The 17,867-nt window shown below is 51.1% G+C and carries 17 protein-coding genes; 14 read left to right on the top strand and 3 right to left on the bottom strand.

What is annotated here, in order from left to right:
• The first annotated feature begins 94 nt into the window (after nt 1-94).
• From ACFQ0N_RS16360 to ACFQ0N_RS16340, 5 genes are all read left to right on the top strand, one after another.
• Nucleotides 95-1,816, top strand: coding sequence for an amino acid permease (locus ACFQ0N_RS16360; protein ID WP_379327947.1), 1,722 nt, complete (start codon nt 95-97; stop codon nt 1,814-1,816).
• 92 nt (nt 1,817-1,908) lie between these two features.
• On the top strand, nt 1,909-2,829 hold the full coding sequence (locus tag ACFQ0N_RS16355) for a polysaccharide deacetylase family protein (RefSeq protein ID WP_379327945.1): 921 nt from the start codon (nt 1,909-1,911) through the stop codon (nt 2,827-2,829).
• A gap of 108 nt (nt 2,830-2,937) precedes the next feature.
• Nucleotides 2,938-3,948, top strand: a complete 1,011-nt coding sequence (locus ACFQ0N_RS16350; protein ID WP_379327943.1) for a 2-oxoacid:acceptor oxidoreductase family protein — start codon at nt 2,938-2,940, stop codon at nt 3,946-3,948.
• A 32-nt stretch (nt 3,949-3,980) separates the two neighbouring features.
• Entirely contained in the window at nt 3,981-6,287 is a 2,307-nt protein-coding gene (locus ACFQ0N_RS16345) for a thiamine pyrophosphate-dependent enzyme (RefSeq protein ID WP_379327941.1), read from the top strand.
• The gene (locus ACFQ0N_RS16340) at nt 6,284-6,826 is read left to right on the top strand and encodes a hypothetical protein (protein ID WP_379327939.1); all 543 of its coding nucleotides are present in this window, start codon (nt 6,284-6,286) and stop codon (nt 6,824-6,826) included. The genes ACFQ0N_RS16345 and ACFQ0N_RS16340 overlap by 4 nt, the downstream gene beginning before the upstream one ends.
• A gap of 75 nt (nt 6,827-6,901) precedes the next feature.
• Here the strand turns inward: ACFQ0N_RS16340 and ACFQ0N_RS16335 are convergent, their stop codons facing one another.
• Nucleotides 6,902-7,894, bottom strand: coding sequence for a YpdA family putative bacillithiol disulfide reductase (locus ACFQ0N_RS16335; protein ID WP_379327937.1), 993 nt, complete (start codon nt 7,892-7,894; stop codon nt 6,902-6,904).
• A 203-nt stretch (nt 7,895-8,097) separates the two neighbouring features.
• On the opposite strand from ACFQ0N_RS16335, the gene ACFQ0N_RS16330 reads away from it, so the two are divergent.
• From ACFQ0N_RS16330 to ACFQ0N_RS16290, 9 genes are all read left to right on the top strand, one after another.
• Nucleotides 8,098-8,631, top strand: coding sequence for an ADP-heptose synthase (locus ACFQ0N_RS16330; protein ID WP_379327935.1), 534 nt, complete (start codon nt 8,098-8,100; stop codon nt 8,629-8,631).
• Nucleotides 8,632-9,382: 751 nt separating this feature from the next.
• A complete protein-coding gene (locus ACFQ0N_RS16325) occupies nt 9,383-10,573 on the top strand; it encodes a GTP-binding protein (RefSeq protein ID WP_379327933.1) in 1,191 nt (396 codons plus the stop codon).
• A 94-nt stretch (nt 10,574-10,667) separates the two neighbouring features.
• Nucleotides 10,668-11,294 carry an FMN-dependent NADH-azoreductase gene (locus ACFQ0N_RS16320; RefSeq protein WP_379327931.1) on the top strand — a complete coding sequence of 209 codons (627 nt, stop codon included), beginning with the start codon at nt 10,668-10,670 and terminating at the stop codon, nt 11,292-11,294.
• Nucleotides 11,295-11,468: 174 nt separating this feature from the next.
• Nucleotides 11,469-12,032: a hypothetical protein gene (locus ACFQ0N_RS16315; protein ID WP_379327929.1), complete on the top strand. Its 564-nt coding sequence runs from the start codon at nt 11,469-11,471 to the stop codon at nt 12,030-12,032.
• A gap of 19 nt (nt 12,033-12,051) precedes the next feature.
• Nucleotides 12,052-13,116: a M42 family metallopeptidase gene (locus ACFQ0N_RS16310; protein WP_379327927.1), complete on the top strand. Its 1,065-nt coding sequence runs from the start codon at nt 12,052-12,054 to the stop codon at nt 13,114-13,116.
• A gap of 29 nt (nt 13,117-13,145) precedes the next feature.
• Nucleotides 13,146-13,706 (top strand): NUDIX domain-containing protein, encoded by a 561-nt coding sequence (locus tag ACFQ0N_RS16305; RefSeq protein ID WP_379328001.1) that lies wholly within the window; start codon nt 13,146-13,148, stop codon nt 13,704-13,706.
• 180 nt (nt 13,707-13,886) lie between these two features.
• Complete coding sequence (locus ACFQ0N_RS16300) at nt 13,887-14,402, top strand: hypothetical protein (RefSeq protein ID WP_379327925.1); 516 nt, start codon at nt 13,887-13,889, stop codon at nt 14,400-14,402.
• 777 nt (nt 14,403-15,179) lie between these two features.
• Entirely contained in the window at nt 15,180-16,637 is a 1,458-nt protein-coding gene (locus ACFQ0N_RS16295) for an aldehyde dehydrogenase (RefSeq protein ID WP_379327923.1), read from the top strand.
• A 28-nt stretch (nt 16,638-16,665) separates the two neighbouring features.
• Nucleotides 16,666-16,920, top strand: coding sequence for a hypothetical protein (locus tag ACFQ0N_RS16290; RefSeq protein WP_379327921.1), 255 nt, complete (start codon nt 16,666-16,668; stop codon nt 16,918-16,920).
• Nucleotides 16,921-17,054: 134 nt separating this feature from the next.
• Here ACFQ0N_RS16290 and ACFQ0N_RS16285 read toward each other — a convergent pair whose 3' ends face one another.
• A complete protein-coding gene (locus ACFQ0N_RS16285) occupies nt 17,055-17,183 on the bottom strand; it encodes a hypothetical protein (RefSeq protein WP_379327919.1) in 129 nt (42 codons plus the stop codon).
• 50 nt (nt 17,184-17,233) lie between these two features.
• Nucleotides 17,234-17,845, bottom strand: coding sequence for a biotin transporter BioY (locus tag ACFQ0N_RS16280; RefSeq protein WP_379327916.1), 612 nt, complete (start codon nt 17,843-17,845; stop codon nt 17,234-17,236).
• Nucleotides 17,846-17,867 lie beyond the last annotated feature (22 nt).

Raw genomic sequence — 17,867 nt, 5'->3', positions numbered from 1 at the left:
CGCCAAAATAAAAAGATCAATTTTCTGTCTTTCCTCTACAATTAGTGATGACCGGCCTCTTCCCGACATACAGTCAAGTAGGGGGGAGAATGGGATGACCGAGTTGATTGGGTTTCTATTGTTTGCCATATGCTGCTTTTTTGCTGCGGGGCTGGCATTTCATGTACAGAAACAGCTTAAATTATCCCAGTGTCGATCATTGCCTGCACAAGCGGCTTCGATCCGCTTTGCCAATAAACGGGCCAAGCGTTCCGATCCAGCACAGCTGCCGCCGACACACCCGCCGCAGCGCAACAAGCTGAGCGGATTAGCCGCGTTCGGATTTTCCTTTGCGAATTTGCCACTCTTGATTGGAGCTGCATTTATGATCGCGCCCGCGGTTGCCTATGCAGGACCGATTGTAATCGGGGTCGGCTGGCCTCTGCTGGCCTTTTTCTCATTAATCGTCGCTTGTTCCGTCGCCTCGCTGGCTTCAGCAGTACCGAAGTCGGGAGGCTGCTATCATTGGAGTGCAGTATATATAGAATTGCTATTGCCGCGCACCTCTGCTTCCCATCTGCAACGAATCCAGCTTGCCTCCGGATGGCTGTTTGCTGCCGGTCAAATATTAATTCTGTCATCAGTTAATCTTATGCTGTCCTCTTGGCTGAGCCGGATTGTCGCCTATTGGAGCGGGGCTGACCAAGCCGCTGCTTTGTTTTGGCTGTTCTTCTTTTTGCTCGCTGGCACACAGCTTTATATGCATAACAGAAAAAGCCGTGTACTGGGGCAAATATTTGCTGGTTCAGCCTGGATAACCGTCGCTGCCATTGCCGTTATTGTGGCGTCATTAGCGATTTTTGACTGGCCGGGGATCTACCCGGTTCGCTTGCTTTATATGCCGCAGCACCCGGCGAATATTTTTACGGCAGGCAGCCCGGCAACTTCCTTTTTACTCGGATTAATGCTGCTGCTCAAAGTATTTATTGGCGCCGGCAGCGCGGCACAGCTTGCGGAAGAAACTGCGGAACCGCGGCTGCACGTACCGTGGGCGATCTATTTATCTGTTGTGTACGCATTTATTTTCGGCTTCGTCTTATTTGCAATATTGCTGCTCTATTTGCCGGACATGTTTGCCGGACAAATATACTGGCTTCGTTTGACCGACTGGCTTGTAACGCGTGTGAGCGGAACTGCCGGCTGGCTAATGGCAGTCATGATAGGGACGATAACGGCATCAGGCTGGTGCTGCGGGTTAAGCGCGCTTACTGCTGCTGCGAGGATGTGGCATGAGATGGCAAAGGACGGAGTGCTGCCGCAATCAGCGCGGCTAAGCCAATTGTCGCGCACGGTCGCTGCCCCTTCGCAAGCAGCTTGCTGCGCTGCCGCCGCATCGGCATCAATAAGCGTATGTGTCTGTCTCTCATTGGGCTGGGAGGGCATGGCGGAACGGATATGGATCGCATTCGCAGGGTTGAGCATCATCGTTATTCATCTTGCTTATTTGCTGCCCATTGCCTGCAAACGGCTTGCATACCGGAAAGCACGGGGGTGCGCCGCTCAATTTGAAGGACCGTGGAGGCTGGGAAAAGGGGGATTGTTCATCGATCTTACAGCGCTCTGTTGGCTTACAGCAACGATCGTCGGGTCAGCGCTGCTGCTGCCGGCTGCAACGTTGTGGTGGGGTTGCGGCATGTTTGTTCTGATTGGCATGATGATTGAGTATGAAATATGGCGCAGGCCGGGAAATAAAACGCTGTCGGGCAGCGCATCAACGATCGCCGGAAACATGCCTGCCGGCAGAAATATTAGAATTGAGCGAAAATTCCCTCAATAATATTTCCCGGCTTCAATCATTATTTCCCGGGGAAACGCAGAAAGCTACAGAAATTTATCGGTTTCGACATTTCTGTGCTGAAAGGAGTACTTATGATATCAACAGCGCAAGCGCTTGGTTATCGTGAGGATGAGCGACTGCTGATCATCAATGCGGACGATTTTGGCCTATGTTATTCATCCAATGAAGGGATTCGGCAATTGCTGCTGGAAGGCGCAGTCTCCTCAGCGACGATTATGATGCCGTGCAATTGGGCAAGAGACGCGGCGTTGTGGAGTGCGCGGCATCGGCACCTGGATATTGGCGTGCATCTTACGTTTACAAGCGAGTGGGGGGCAATGAAATGGGGGCCGGTATGCCGTCACCAAGCGGTCGGTTCATTAGTGACGGATGAGGGATATTTCCCGGCTGATGCCAAAACTTTTGAAAGGCAAGCAGTAGAGGCGGAGGTAAAGGCGGAGTTGGCTGCCCAAATAGAAATGGCGCTCTCGCTTGGCATCGATGTGACCCATGTCGACAATCATATGGGGAGTTTATATGGGCTGAAGACCGGACGTCATTTTTTGCATGAAGTGTTCGAGGTGTGCGTCGAGTATCAGCTCCCCTTTCGACTTCCGCGGCAATTGGTAGCCCAAAATATTGCAACTGCACATACGGAATTGTCGGTTCAGGCCCAGCGTTTTGCTGAGGAAGCGGAACGCCGCGGCATCGTTGTGCTCGATAACTTGCAAGGGCTCCCGTTTCAAGGAGAGGCAGGGGAGCGATATGAGGATTTCAAAAAGGAAATGCTCGAATTAATTCGCAATTTACAGCCTGGGGTAACGGAAATTATTATTCACCCTGCACTTGCAACTGAGGAATTGCGGGCTTTTCATGGCGCGCCGCGGCGGCGGGAAATGGAGATGGAATTGTTTCGTGACGAGGAAGTGAAGCAGGCGATTGCCGATGAAGGGATTATTCCGGTTCGATGGCGGGAGTTGCGGGAATTGCAGCGAAGGCGGGGAGGCATGTAATTCCCGCTATTTTGGCGGAGGAAAGTCTATCCTGTTCTGTCTATTAGTGATATACTGATAGTTGTTAATTTATTGATTATTCAGACAACTCGAGAGGGAGTGGGAAGCTTGACGATTCTGCCGAAGCGGAATGAACTCGGTTTCTTCGAAATTCGTCTGGAATCCATCGGCGGCCTTGGCGCGAATCTGGCAGGCAAAATGCTGGCAGAGGCCGGGGTAGTCGGCAGCGGCTTTAATGGAGTGAGCTTTTCGTCATACGGCTCTGAGAAAAAGGGCTCGCCGGTTAAAGCGCATATTCGTTTTTGTGACATGAATACGAACATCCGGGATACAACGCCGGTAGAACGACCGCATGTTGTCGGAATTTTTCATGAAAATCTGTCCAAAACGATCAATGTCATCAGCGGAATTTATGAGGATAGCCTTGTGCTGGTTAACTCATCCAAAGCTCCGGAGCAGTTGAAGGAGAAGTTGAAGCTCTGCGGGGGGACGATCGCTGTCGTAGATGCGACTGCGATTGCGCTGGAGGAGCGCAACAGGGTGAATATGGCGATGCTCGGCGGATTGTTCCGGCTCTGCTCCTTCCTTGATTTTGATTATATGAAGACGATTATCCGCAAATCTCTGGAAAAAAAGTATCCGCAAGCGGTTGAGCCGGCATTGCGTACTTTTCAGCGCGGCTATGATCAGCTCGTCATGCAAACCTTTACGCTGCCGGCAGGCGAGCAGATGCCGCTTCCTGCCCGCTGGGACGTGCCGCTGCTCGGGTATGAGACACAGCCGCTCGGCGGGATGATTACAAACCCGGGCAATAGTGTGTTAAAGGACTTGAGCATTTCCCGCCAAGGGATGATGCCGCATTTTGATGAGGCTGCCTGCATTCATTGCGGTGCGTGCGATACGGCCTGTCCCGATTTTTGCTTTGTTTGGGAGGAGCGACCCGATAAGCGCGGACGGCAGCAAATGTTCCTGCAAGGCATCGATTATCAGTACTGCAAGGGATGTCTAAAATGTGTAGTAGCCTGCCCTACGGAAGCGCTTTCCGATGCGAGGGAGACAGATGGTTACGGAGAAAGCCACAGGGTGCCGCATCAATTTGCCTGGGCAAAAGGGATATAACCGGGAGCGATGAAAGGAGTGAGCAAAAACAGATGGCGATTGAGATGAGCAAGGAAAAGAGCGGCGGCATGGTCGAACAGCGGATGGTTTATGAATCCGGCAATGAAATGGCAGCATATGCCGCACATCAAATTAATTATCATATCATGGGTTATTTTCCGATATCGCCTTCGACTGAGGTCGCACAATTTCTGGATTTGATGAAGGCGAACGGGCAGCACGACATCAAGCTGATTCCCGCTGACGGCGAGCATGGCTCGGCCGGAATATGCTATGGCGCCTCGGCGGCCGGCGGCAGGGTGTTCAATGCGACCAGTTCGAATGGTTACTTGTACATGCTGGAGCAAATGCCGGTGCAGTCCGGCACCCGCTTCCCGATGGTAATGAATCTCGTATGCCGCTCTGTCTCCGGCCCGCTGGATATTCATGGGGATCATTCCGATTTGTATTACGCGCTGAACACCGGATGGCCGATTTTGATGTGCCGCGACCCGCAAGCCGTCTATGACATGAATATTATGGCGCTGAAATTAGCGGAAGATCCTGAGGTGCGGCTGCCGGTGCTTGTTGCTTCGGATGGCTACTTCACATCTCACCAAAAACGGCGTGTGCAGACGTTTGCCCATCGGGCCGACGTGCATCAATTTATCGGCGAGCTGCCGCCGCAGCAATTCAATCATGTTCTGGATCGGAACCGGCCGATTACCGTTGGGCCTTATATGAATGAGCCGGATTACATTAACAATTGTTACCAGCAGTCGATGGCGATGTATCGGGCGGAGGCGGTCTACGACCGGATCAGGCAGCAATATGCCGCGCTCACCGGCCGCGATTATCCGCTGCTCGATTTATACCGTATGGAGGATGCGGAGGTGGCGGTCTTCCTGATGAACTCAGCCTCCGAAATTATTAAAGATGTCGTCGATCAGCTGCGTGCCCGCGGCATAAAAGCAGGCTCGATCGCCCCGAATATGATCCGCCCGTTCCCGGCGAGGCAGATCGCTGAAGCGCTCCGCAATGTGCGCGCCTTGACCGTCGGCGACCGGGCGGATTCTTATGGCGGGCATGGCGGCAATATGACAAACGAAATAAAAGCGGCACTCTACACGCATGGCCGCGGCAACACGCTTGTAATTAGCCGGGTTTACGGGCTGGGCGGCAAAGATTTCTACGCAGAGGACGGTCACCATTTGTTTGAGCTGGCTATTGAGGCTGCGAAGACCGGCAAGGTGGAAGTGCCATTTGATTATTACGGCCATACGCCGGGAGATCCGGATAAAGCGCCGCAGCCAGTGCTGGAGCCGTTGAAATATGAAGATCTGAAGACTGGGCTCATCACTGTGGACAAGGATGAGGCGACCGGCAAGCTCAAGGTGAAGGTGCCGCCTGTCAGGCAGCTGACGAAAAAGCCGAAGCGGCTGGCGCCCGGTCATGGCGCTTGTCCGGGCTGCGGCATTTTTTCCGGTCTGGAGCTGTTCTTCAAGGGCATTGAAGGCGATATTGTCGCGCTGTACCAGACAGGCTGCGCGATGGTTGTGACGACGGGCTTTCCGTACTCCTCGCACAAGGCAACCTATATTCATAATTTATTCCAGAATGGGGCGGCCACTTTGTCCGGCGTTGTGGAGATGTTTTGGGAGCGCAAGCGCCGCGGCGAGCTGGACCAGTACGGGCTGAAGGACGATTTTACGTTTGTTATGATTACCGGCGATGGCGGGATGGATATCGGCATGGGACCGGCGATCGGCAGCGCGCTTCGCAATCATAAAATGATTATTATCGAGTATGACAATGAAGGATATATGAATACCGGGGCGCAGCTGTCTTACTCCACGCCACTTGGCCATCGGACGTCTACTTCGAACGTCGGCAAGCACCAGGGCGGCAAGCTGTTCCATCATAAGGATACGGCGCAAATTATGGCGGCGACTAACATCCCATACGTCTTTACCGGCTCGGAATCGATCCCGCTGGATTTGCTGCGCAAGGCAGCCAAGGCGCAATACTATGCGCAAAATGAAGGGCTGGTATACGGGAAAATATTAATTAGCTGCCCGCTGAACTGGCTGTCGGAAGAGAAGATCGGACAGACACTGATAGATGATGCGGTCAACTCGTGCTTCTTTCCGATGTATGAGATTGAGCATGGTATAACTACGATTACGTACAATCCGGAGGAGAAGGGCAAGCGTATTCCGCTAGGCGATTGGCTGAAAAATATGGGCAAGACAAAGCATATGACGCGTCCGGAGTACGCAGATGCCTTGCGGGCTTTCGAGGAAGAGGTCGAGCGGCGCTGGCAGCGGTTAAAAGCGAAGCATGAGAGCCCGTATTTGTGATGATCCAGGGCAGTGAATATTTTCAGCAATTGTGCAGGATGGCAGAGCAGACGGACGGGGGAGGCCAAGGTCAAAGGCAGGCTGCTATGCTTGAGCTTGGCGGGCGGCTGCAGTCGGGGGGATTTGCCGCTGTGCGGCGGTTTCTGGATGATTTCCGCAGCTTCTTGCAGCAATATGCAGATGCAGACAGTAAGGCGGCTGAGCGTATACTTGAGCTCGCAAGGCTGGTGCTCCCTGAACCGGGGCGTATCAGCCCCTCATGGCAGGACATCTGGACGCATTACGGACATATAATTGCCGGCAAAAATCAGGTGCTCGCTTGTATTGATGGGAAGGAGCGCCCAGGCGAATGGCAGGTGCTGCTGGATAATCCTTTCTCCAATGACGGGATCGCCGTTTACCCGGCTTTGACATTTCTGGACGCAAGCTACCTGTTTGCCTACTTTAGTGCAGACTTGACGCAGCATGAATATGTACGTTTGCAGAAAGTGGCGACTGTGCTGACGATAGCGGGGACGGATCGTGCGACGCTTGTGTAAGCGAGGCGGCAACAAAGGACATGCAAAAAGATCGCGCTAAAGGACATAATCATGTCTTCAGCGCGATCTTTTTGTCTATTTATCTTCGATCCAGCCGGAGGCAATGAGGTGAGCGGCTATTTTACGGCCGTGGAAGCGGCCGGATTCAATGAAGATTTCATTGGCTTCCCTGCGCGAGGCGACCACGCCCGCGAGGTAAATGCCCGGAACATTGGTTTCCATCGTCTCGTCATTAAAAGTCGGATATCCTTCGGGTTCAATGGTCACTCCCATCGAAGTCAGGAAATTGCGGTCCGGATGGAAGCCGGTCAGTGCCAGTACAAAATCATTGTCGATTCTATCTGTGCCGTCCGGGCTTTCAATCGTCACGGAACGCGAATCGATAGCAACGACACGCGATGAGAAACGCATGGCGATCTTGTCCTTGGCGACAAGGCTTTCGAAGGTTGGCCGCACCCAAGGCTTGATGCTTGAGGAGTAGCTGTCTCCCCGGTAAATAACCGTCACATGCGCGCCTACGCGCACCAGTTCCAGTGCAGCATCAATCGCCGAGTTGCTGCCGCCTATAATGGCGACATTCATCCCGGTATAAGGATGGGCTTCGCGGAAAAAATGGCTCACTTTATCCAGCTGCTCACCCGGAATGCCGAGCTGGTTCGGGTGATCGAAATAGCCGGTCGCGATAATGACTGCTTTCGCCCGGTACCGGAGCGTCTCCCCATGACGATTCTCGCAGCTCAGCTCATAGCCGCCGCCCGACAGCGGGGTTACCGTCTTCACAGTCTCGTAGGCATTGGTGCGAACCTGACGGCGAAGGGCAACGCTGCGGTAATAATTCAGAGCCTCGAGGCGCGACGGCTTCTCATTCGCGGTCGTAAATGGAATATCTCCAATCTCCAACAATTCCGCTGAACTGAAAAAATGCATATACGTAGGATATTGCGAAATAGAATAAACAACATTCCGTTTTTCAATAATAAGGGCATCGACACCGATCGCTTGCAATTCAATTGCCGCGGCGAGACCGCAGGGGCCAGCGCCAATAATAATAATTTGTTCGTCGTTCATGAGACGAAGCACCTCCAACACCTATAATGAATCGCCAGGCAGCGATTGTTCGCATTTCGAGAAACATATTCATTCTAGCACAATCATCCATGTAAGTCCCATATTCATGTCATTTTACTCTGTGTTGGGGGAAAGTAATGTTGTATAATAATCAGAAAGCTAGATGAACATCTAAGCGCAAACATGACAGAGGGGGAGATGGAATGCGACGGCGCTTTGTAATTGAGGCTGTAATGGTAGCTACGTATGGACAACTTCTCGTACCGAGCCAGCCAGTCGATTTTGTCGTGCCGTATTCCACAATTTTGGAGCTGTACGAGATGCTGGAAAGTTCTGAGCCAGTGATGGACAGTGCTGAGGATGACGCGCATGTGAAGGGGAAAATCAAAGAGCTGATTGCCTTCTTCGAAGATCCGCTCAATCGCAAAAAGATTGAACGCGCACTGCAGGTGCCTTGGCGGGAAAGCTCACCGCTAATTTTGAACGAGCTGATTCAGTTTACTGTCATTCATGCAGTCGATAATGCTCAATACGGCGAGTTTTTTGATCCGATCGAGACAGAAGTATTGTTAACGGCATTAAAGCTGAATATTCCCGTGTTATCCGATCAATTTGAATTCCAGGATCGTCTGGTCGAAGGGGAAGTTCCGGTTCAGGTTTATGACATCGAAGATTATGATTTTGCTGTAGAAGAAGGGCTTACTGCTGCCGAATGGGAATCGATTAGGGATATTTAGCTGCACAACAGGCGGGCAGGTGAAGTGACAAACGCCGTATCGCTTATTTGCCGCTATGCTTCAGTTGCTGAGGCTGTTTGTGTACTTTGACGGATCGTAAGAGGGAGGCTATTCATTGCGGACAAGCCATTAGCGTGTTGGCGATTCGCTTGCCAGAGTGGCGAGGGGGAGCCAAGTGGACCGTCGCGGCGAGGTCTGCCGCGCTTCCTTCGGCAAGTGTGGGAGAAAGTAGCCGAGCGGACCGTAGATCCGTTATCTGTGAACAAAATAGCTAAAACGGCTTGCTCGCGGACCGTAGATCCGGTATTGGCCTCAAATCACCGCGAAAGTCAGGCAAAATCCGCGAATAACGGATCCTCTGTCCGCGAAACTACCCATTTGCCTGTTTTTCAGACAAATAACGGATCGAATGTCCGCGTGACTGACAGTTGCCCACTTCTGCGACAAAAAATCGTTGTCCACGGCAAATCGACAGCCTCCGTAGGTTCGCTTAATTGTTGGATGCACAGCGAAGGCTACCCGGATGGGAGAGATCCTTCTTTTAATTGCCCCTGAACCAACTTCCCTTCCGTCTGCTTCCTCACCAAGAACGGCCCCAATCGTCTAATTCGGGGGTTGACTTAGAAAATGCAAGCTGTTAATATTAAAACGTAAAAATTACGCTTTAGTTCAACCGAGTTTGTGCGAGTCAGCTTTTTCTTACGTCTTATAACCGTAATAATTACAATAAAGTATTGGAGTGAGGTTTTAGATGATAACAAATAAAATACCGGTTACAGTTTTGAGCGGCTATTTGGGGGCAGGAAAGACAACTTTATTGAATCATGTTCTACATAATCGCCAGGGGCTCAGAGTGGCGGTGATCGTCAACGATTTGAGCGAAGTCAATGTGGATGCTGATTTGGTGCGTGGCGGAGGGGGTCTTTCCCGCACGGAAGAAAAGCTGGTGGAAATGTCCAATGGTTGTATCTGCTGTACACTTCGCGAGGATTTGCTGCAGGAGGTGCAGCGGCTCGCATTGGAAGGAAGATTCGATTATATTCTGATCGAGTCAACAGGCGTCGGGGAACCGGTTCCTGTAGCGCAGACGTTTACGTATATCGATGAGGAGCACGGAATCGACTTGTCTGCTTATTGCCGTTTGGATTGTATGGTCACAGTAGTCGATGCTTACCGGTTCTGGCATGATTATTCCTCCGGAGATTCGCTGCTGCGCCGCCAACAGGCCATTAGCGAGGAGGACACGCGAGATGTAGTCGACTTACTGATAGACCAGATCGAATTTTGCGATGTGCTGGTGCTGAACAAATGTGATTTAGTAACCGAAGACGAGCTGCTTAAGCTGGAAAATGTTTTGCGCAAGCTGCAGCCGCGAGCGAAATTAATTCGTGCCAGCCATGGGCAGGTTGATCCAGCTGAAATTTTGAATGTAGGATTGTTTAATTTCGAGGAGGCGAGTCAAGCGGCCGGGTGGATACAAGAATTGTCGAATGGGGCGCATACGCCGGAGACAGAAGAGTACGGCATAGCTTCCTTTGTTTATGAGCGGTCGCTGCCGTTTCATCCGGAACGGCTGATGAATTGGATGGCGGAATGGCCGGCTGAGATCGTAAGAGCGAAGGGGATTATGTGGTTAGCGAGCCGCAACGATATGGCGCAAAGCATCAGCCAGGCCGGTCCGTCCGTTCAGATTGGGCCAGCCGGTTATTGGGCGGCAGCGTTGTCAGAAGAGGAGCAGCAAATGATTTGTGAGACCGAACCGGGCATGGCGGAGGTGCTTCGCTCCAAATATGGCGATCGGGTGAACAAGATTGTTTTTATTGGACTGGACATGGATAAAGCCGCTATTATAGCGGGTTTGGATGCATGCTTGCTGGACGGGCAGGAGATGTTTGCGAACTGGAATCTGTTTAAAGACGAGCTCCCGCAGCTTATCTCATAAAAAGGTTGTTGACAAAAAGTAAGTTGCTCACTTATGATTAAGAAACAAAAAAGTATGTAAAGTATGGTCAATAGTTGGAGGAGAGAATAGTATTATGGCAACTGTACTTTTTGTTAAAGCAAATGATCGTCCAGTAGAGCAGGCAGTAAGTGTGAAATTGTATTACGCTTTTTTGGAAAACTACCGCAAGGCCAACCCGAATGATGAAATTATCGAGCTGGATCTGTATGCGGAAGAAATTCCTTACATGGATTCCGATATGATCAACGGTATCTTCAAGTCGGCTCGCGGCTTGGAGTTGACGGAGCGCGAAGCTTCGCAACTGGCAATCGCGAACCATTATATAGAGCAATTTTTGGCTGCGGATAAAGTGGTTTTCGGTTTCCCGCTCTGGAACTTCACCGTTCCTGCAATTCTGCATACCTATATCGACTATTTGAATCAAGCGGGCAAAACGTTCCGTTATACGCCGCAAGGTCCAGTAGGCTTGGCAGGCGGCAAGAAGGTCGCTCTGTTGAATGCGCGCGGCGGCGATTATTCTTCCGAAGCGGCGAAAGCTGCAGAGATGTCGCTTCGTCTTGTTGAGCTCAACATGAGACAATTCGGCATTGATGATATTACGTCTGTCGTTGTTGAAGGCCATAACCAATACCCAGACCGCAGTGCAGAGATTATCCAGGCAGGCGTCGAAGAAGCAGCGGAAGCTGGCGCCTCTTTCTAAGATGATATTACAGCAGCCCCTTCCCTGCATTTTGCAGCTGGAGGGGGCTGTTTTGCTGTGCAGCTTTTTGTCATTTTTTGCGGTTAACGGATTGTGCCAGTTAATGAGCGTGTTATAATCGAAGAGGCAGCATCGTGCATAATGGTGACATTGGGAGAGATAGGAAGGATTATTATGAAGAGATTGTTAAATGCAGTGATTGCACTTCTTGTATTAGTATTGCTGGCCGGCGCGGGAGCAATCTGGTATGTGTGGCCTACGGAATCACTGGATTTCCAGCATGAGGAGGTTCCGCTTCAGGATCGCGCGATCGATATGGCACTGGCGCTCTCGCCCGATCTTGAGCTCACAGCTGAGGATGTAAACAATTTGGCGAAAGCGTCGCTTAGCCAAAAGAAGCAATATCAGCCGGATGTAGAATTGACAGGCGCAAACTTTCATTTTAGTCGGGATCGGCTTATTGCGGATGTCAACATAAAATGGAAAGGGATACTCCCGGTGGGGCTAACGTTGACCTATCGGCTTGACTGGCAGGCGCCTAACCTGGTTGCCACAGTAGAGGAAGCCAAAATTAGAGGCATATCGCTAAATACCGATTGGTTTGAGCCTGTATATATGCCGATTGGCGAGCAGCTGCCGAGAATAATTAAGGTGGATCAAGTTCGCGTATCGGACGGAAAACTGATTGCAACGCTGCGCTTGCCGAATGTAGATGATTTAAAAGCATTACTGCGATAAACAGAAAGGATGAAGGGAAATGAGCGCACCTTTACTGCCAAAGCTGGACCGCGACTATATGATCGGTTTTTTGCAGCAATTGCTGCAAACGCCTAGCCCGAGCGGATTTTGTATGGCGATAATGGACCTTCTGTGCGGTGAAGCTGCCAGATTGGGTTATCATATGGAGCTTACACCCAAAGGGAACGGCATCGTTGCAATTCCCGGCGAAGCTGCTGGCCCCAGCAATAAGGGGGTGCTTGGTATTTCCGCCCATGTAGATACATTAGGCGCGATGGTCAGAGCGATCAAAGGGAACGGCATGATCCGTTTTACTCCGGTTGGCGGCTACGCGATGCAATCGGTTGAAGGAGAATATTGTCTTGTGCATACAAGGGCGGGCCGGCAGATTGAAGGAACTGTATTATCAATCAAGCCTTCTGTCCACGTCTATCCTGACGCCAGAGAGCTGAAGCGCGAAGAGGCGAACATGGAAATCCGGCTGGATGAAGCAGTGACGAGCAAGGCGGACGTAGAAGAGCTCGGAATAGCGGTAGGGGATTTTATATCTTGGGACCCGCGCACGCGAGTGCTGTCGAAGGGTTGGATCAAGTCGCGGCATTTGGACGATAAAGCGAGTGTAGCCGCTTTGTTCGGTGTTCTGGAATGGCTTGCGCGCGAAGGCAGGAAGCCGGCGGGTGCTGTAAAGCTCATTTTTTCTACCTATGAAGAGGTTGGACATGGCGCAGCTTATATTCCGCCCGACGTTACGGAGCTGATAGCGGTCGATATGGGGGCGCTTGGCGACGATTTATCCGCGACAGAGCGCGATGTGTCCATCTGCGCCAAGGATTCCTCGGGACCTTATGATTACCGGATGACCGGCAAATTAATTGAGCTGGCCAAGCGGGAGTCAATTCCATTTGCGATTGACATTTATCCGCAATATGGTTCGGATGCCTCGGCAGCACTGCGCGGGGGCAGCAATATCCGGGCAGCGCTTATTGGGCCCGGGGTCCATGCTTCTCACGGCATGGAGCGTACGCATACAGATGCCGTAGTAAATACTGCCGCATTGATAGCAGCATATATGATGAATATCTAACGACAGGAAAGGATGAGGCGGCTTTGGAAGTGAAATTTTGCATGACATGCGGTGCTCCGCTTACTTTACAGGATATAGACGGCGTAATGAGAATGGCTTGCTCGGCAGAAGCCTGCAATTTTGTGCATTGGGGAAATTACAGCATCGGTGTGGGAGCGCTTGTCGTGAAAGATAACAAAGTTTTGCTGGTGCGCCGCGCGCAAGAGCCGGGAAAGGGCAAGTGGACGAACCCGGGCGGTTATGTCGAACAGACCGAGCTGATTCATGAGACGATTCGGCGGGAAGTGCAGGAGGAGGCCGGCATCGATGCGGTCGTGACAGGTGTGGCGGCACTGCGCGATCAGCCGCGAGCGATTCATAATGTGTACGTGGCATTTTCAATGGACTATGTTAGTGGAGAACCGTGTCCGGACGGTGTCGAAGTGGATGACGCCGGCTTTTATAGCCTGGAGGAAATGGCGGAGATGAATGTCGCCGATTTTACAAAATGGCTTGTTGATATCGCGCTGAACAGCAAGTCCGAAGGACTGCTCTATGATGAAAATCCGGTCGTCCCTCTAGCCGGTTACGGCCTGTTCAAAGCCAACTAAAATGCGCGAAAAGTAACAAAAATTAAAATTATGAGAAGTTGTAACTTTTTTGAAACAATTTAACCCTTTGGATCGTTTATATTAATAACAACGAAACAAATTGACGATTTTCACTTCGCTTCTGCATCGGAGAGAGCAGTGTACCTAGCAGCGGATGAGCGTCCAAAGGAGAGATTCAATATGAAGAAAACAACATTAGGCGCAGTGGTTGCAATACTTTGTTTGTCATTCTTTATTGTGACTGCATATGCAGTAGGCAATGACAAATATGAACCAGTCGTTCCGACCTCCAATATGGAGACTGCTTATATCGATCATATTGAAACCAAGAATGGTCAAATTCTCCTGACGGTGGACAACATCGACTGGTATGAGGGTGAAGCGGCTGACAAGATTTTTAAGGAGCGTGAGCCGGATGCAGAGCTTGACGGTGCGCCGGACGGCTACTATATCGTAAATGACAGCGAAGAGCTGAAGACGCTCGCCGTTGATCCGCAAGCTGAAGTGCTCATGCAGGTATACGACAAGACAGGCAACATTGAAGATGTCGACACGGTATGGAATGAGCCGATTACAGTAGCGAAGCTGCAAGAAATCTTCGACCAGAAGGACATCGTAGATTTGAGCGAATTTCCCTACCATTTGACAGTAGTCGATGGCAAGGTTGTCAAGATTGTACAGCAATTTATTCCATAAGCCAAAGGGACACCTACGGGTGTTCCTTTTTTTACCACATAAGAATTTATAAGTTTCCAAGCTGTGCGGGAAAATGGCGATAAAAACTACCTTTAAACGCGGTCGCACATCCTTGAAGGACTTCGATAGAAGTTTTTCTCAAAATATAAGAAAGTATAAGTTTCACCTTATACACAGCTTATATTTCTAGGGAAGAAACTTGCTTCGCGCCAGGATGGCGTCAGCCGTTTCTTCTTGATCGTACACGCCAGAATTTATAAAATTTTGGCTCGTGTGGCCTTAACGTAAAGTGTTTTCTTAGCCAAGTGGACACACGATCCACTATTTTTTCGAATACCGACCATTCAGAGGTTTCGCGGACACAGGATCCGTTACTTGCTGATTTTGCCGGGTTTTCGCGGGGGTTTGAGACCAATAACAGATCTACGGTCCGCGAGGAAGCCGTTTTGGCAGGTTTGTTCACCGATAACGGATCCACGGTCCGCTCGGGTCCGCTTCGTTCGTGATGAACGAATGCTAACGGATGCCAGAGCCGCTATTTGCGAAAATTCGACCAATTTGAAATTGTAACGGAACTATGCGCCCCTATTTGATGATGATGAGCCCGATTTCGCAAGAAAACGTCGAATTAAGATCGCTCATTTCCGTCAAAAGGGAAGGGAATTGACGAAATAAGGTCCGCGACTTCCGTTAGATGGAACGGAGAAAAAACTTGGCGATAGGACCAAGGACGCCGTCAGGCGTTTTTCTTTTTTTTCCTGACATTTGCCAGAAAACATGGAATGCGATAAGATCGCATTAAAGAAGCAAGGCAGGGTAGGTAGGATAAGGGGGCTGATCGTCATAGCGAACCAGGTCAGGCTTCATGAGATTGAGGAGATTGTAAGAGAGCAGCAGCGTTATTTTGCCGCAGGCAAAACTAAGCCGCTTGCGTCGCGAGCGGCTGCGCTCAAACAGCTAAAACAAGCTGTCCAAGAGCATGAGAAGGAGATTATGGCTTCGCTTTATAGCGATCTGAATAAGTCGGATACCGAGGCTTATTTGACGGAGATCGGCTTTCTCTACCAGGAAATCAACTTGACGCTAAAACGATTAAAACGCTGGGCCAAGCCGCGAAAAGTAAAAACGGCGCTCACGCATATCGGCTCAACAGGGTGGATTCGCCCGGAGCCTTATGGAACTGTGCTTATTATTGCACCATGGAATTATCCGGTTCAGCTGGCGTTGGCGCCGCTGATCGGGGCGATTGCCGCAGGCAACACGGCGATCATTAAGCCATCCGAGCTGACGCCGCATGTTTCTCGCACTTTAGCCGAGCTGATAAGCAGCAGCTTTCCGCCTGAGCATGTTGCCGTCATTGAAGGCGATGTTGAGGTCAGCCAGCTGCTGCTAGAGCAGCCGGTAGACTATATTTTTTTCACTGGGAGCACAGCGATAGGGAAGGAGGTTATGGCGGCAGCGGCGCGCCGGTTAATTCCAGTTACATTGGAGCTGGGAGGCAAGAGCCCCTGCATCGTTCATTACGATGCGGATGTGCCGCTGGCAGCGAGAAGAATCGTATTCGGCAAGCTGATGAATGCCGGTCAAACCTGCGTGGCCCCGGATTATTTGCTTGTTCACCGAAGGGTGAAGCAGGCGCTGCTTTCAGAATTGAAATCTGCAATCGAAGCGATGTATGGGACAACTCCGTTACAGTCGGATCGTTACGGAAAAATCGTCAACCGCCGCCATTTTGAACGATTGCTCGCTTATTTGCAGGAAGGGGAGGTCGTAGTTGGCGGCGAGGCAGACGAGGTGCGGCTGAAGATTGCGCCTGCCTTGCTTGATTGTGTGGACTGGGATGACCGAGTCATGCAGGAGGAAATCTTCGGCCCTATTCTTCCTGTCATCACTTATGACGATATCGAGGATGTCATTAACGACATTAATTATTACACGCCCAAGCCGCTGGCGCTCTACCTGTTTACGACACAGCGCCCTGTACAGGAGCGAATTGTTGAAGCCGTTTCATTTGGCGGAGGATGTATCAATGATACTTTGATGCATCTGGCTACTCCATATTTGCCGTTTGGCGGTGTAGGCGGCAGCGGATTGGGAAGTTACCATGGAGAGTATAGTTTCCGCACATTTTCCCACTATAAGAGTGTGCTTAAGCAGACGACGAAATTCGATTTTCGTTTTCGCTACCCCTCTGATAAGAACAGGCTGAGCTTGTGGAAAAAGCTGATGAAGTAAACTAAACGCCGGAAAGGATGAGTCGACGATGGAAAAGCAGGATGAGAAACGGCTGGAGATTGAGCGGGAGCTGGCGGAGCAATTGCAGCCGGAAGAAGTGGATGAACAAGAACGCGATCGGCGTGTGCGCGCGAAGCTGTCGCCCAAATATGAGATTCGGGTGCAAGCGGTTCATGATCCAATTGTCGAGGAAACGCGGCAATACCGCCAAATGGCCCGCGAAGTGGATAACCGGTACGATAAGTATTTCAATCAGGATGCGGATGAAAAGAAGGAAGACTAAAGGAGCGGAGCAGGCTGCCGGTTTTCTGGGGACTATTTGCCGCAGAAGCGGGCAACTGGAGGCCATGCGGACATACGATCCGTTATTTGCAGACTTTGCTGGAGTCTAGCGGCGATTTGAGGCCAATAACGGATCTACGGTCTGAGAGCAAGCGTACCAGCTGTTTTGTTCACAGATAACGGATCTACGGTCCGCTCATGCCCGCTTCGCTCCGCGCTTACAGATGTCCACCATGAATCGACAGCCTCCCACAGTCCGCTCACTTCGGAGCAGCCTTGTCCTTTCCAGCAGGACGCGGCTGCTCGCATGCATTTTAGCGCAATTTTGGCAGAAACGGGCGCAATGTGCGGACTAAGAACACTGCAATGACGGCTTTGGCGGCATCGCCCGGCAAAAACGGATAACAGGCGGCCGATAGGGCCTTAGGCAGGCTCATGCCAGTTTTGTACATTAGCCAAGCCATGCCGCCGGCATATTCCATGAGGATGCCGAAAGCGACGATAGCTGCCAGCAGCCAGAGCGATTGTTTGCCGCCGATCGTTTTCCGGTTGCGGAATAGCCGGTCGCTTACAAGTCCGATGAGCAGCGCGGCAACAGGAAAGAGCCAAATAAAGCCGCCGGTCGCGCCTGTTAAATAGGACAAACCGCCATTGCCGTGCAAAAGGGGAAGGCCGGTTGCTGTCAGCGCAATGACAAGCGCGATGCTCCAAAAGCCATAAAAGGCCCCGAGCAAGCCGCCAGCGAGCATGACCGCTAATGTCTGCAATGTATAGGGGACAGGTGTGAACCAAACAGGAAATTGTACCGAACTAAACAAAATAAAAAGGGCCGCGAATAAGGCTGTGAAGACGATGCCGCGAATCCAGCTGACAGGCTGGGCGCTGGAAATTTCTTGCGGCTGTTGAGTTTGCTGGGATGAAACCATTGAAAAATCTCCTCTCTAATGT

The sequence above is a fragment of the Paenibacillus sp. GCM10027626 genome (assembly GCF_042676285.1).
Classification (GTDB): Bacteria; Bacillota; Bacilli; order Paenibacillales; family Paenibacillaceae; genus Paenibacillus_Z.
Note: the sequence above shows the minus strand (reverse complement) of the source record. Positions and strands in the feature narration are given on the sequence as shown.

What these genes read in the sequence shown, in the direction of transcription:
- ACFQ0N_RS16360 (WP_379327947.1), top strand. Translation starts at nt 95, where the DNA reads ATGACCGAGTTGATTGGGTTTCTATTGTTTGCCATATGCTGCTTTTTT.
- ACFQ0N_RS16355 (WP_379327945.1), top strand. Translation starts at nt 1,909, where the DNA reads ATGATATCAACAGCGCAAGCGCTTGGTTATCGTGAGGATGAGCGACTG.
- ACFQ0N_RS16345 (WP_379327941.1), top strand. Translation starts at nt 3,981, where the DNA reads ATGGCGATTGAGATGAGCAAGGAAAAGAGCGGCGGCATGGTCGAACAG.
- ACFQ0N_RS16335 (WP_379327937.1), bottom strand. Translation starts at nt 7,894, where the DNA reads ATGAACGACGAACAAATTATTATTATTGGCGCTGGCCCCTGCGGTCTC.
- ACFQ0N_RS16330 (WP_379327935.1), top strand. Translation starts at nt 8,098, where the DNA reads ATGCGACGGCGCTTTGTAATTGAGGCTGTAATGGTAGCTACGTATGGA.
- ACFQ0N_RS16325 (WP_379327933.1), top strand. Translation starts at nt 9,383, where the DNA reads ATGATAACAAATAAAATACCGGTTACAGTTTTGAGCGGCTATTTGGGG.
- ACFQ0N_RS16320 (WP_379327931.1), top strand. Translation starts at nt 10,668, where the DNA reads ATGGCAACTGTACTTTTTGTTAAAGCAAATGATCGTCCAGTAGAGCAG.
- ACFQ0N_RS16315 (WP_379327929.1), top strand. Translation starts at nt 11,469, where the DNA reads ATGAAGAGATTGTTAAATGCAGTGATTGCACTTCTTGTATTAGTATTG.
- ACFQ0N_RS16310 (WP_379327927.1), top strand. Translation starts at nt 12,052, where the DNA reads ATGAGCGCACCTTTACTGCCAAAGCTGGACCGCGACTATATGATCGGT.
- ACFQ0N_RS16300 (WP_379327925.1), top strand. Translation starts at nt 13,887, where the DNA reads ATGAAGAAAACAACATTAGGCGCAGTGGTTGCAATACTTTGTTTGTCA.
- ACFQ0N_RS16295 (WP_379327923.1), top strand. Translation starts at nt 15,180, where the DNA reads ATGGAATGCGATAAGATCGCATTAAAGAAGCAAGGCAGGGTAGGTAGG.
- ACFQ0N_RS16290 (WP_379327921.1), top strand. Translation starts at nt 16,666, where the DNA reads ATGGAAAAGCAGGATGAGAAACGGCTGGAGATTGAGCGGGAGCTGGCG.
- ACFQ0N_RS16280 (WP_379327916.1), bottom strand. Translation starts at nt 17,845, where the DNA reads ATGGTTTCATCCCAGCAAACTCAACAGCCGCAAGAAATTTCCAGCGCC.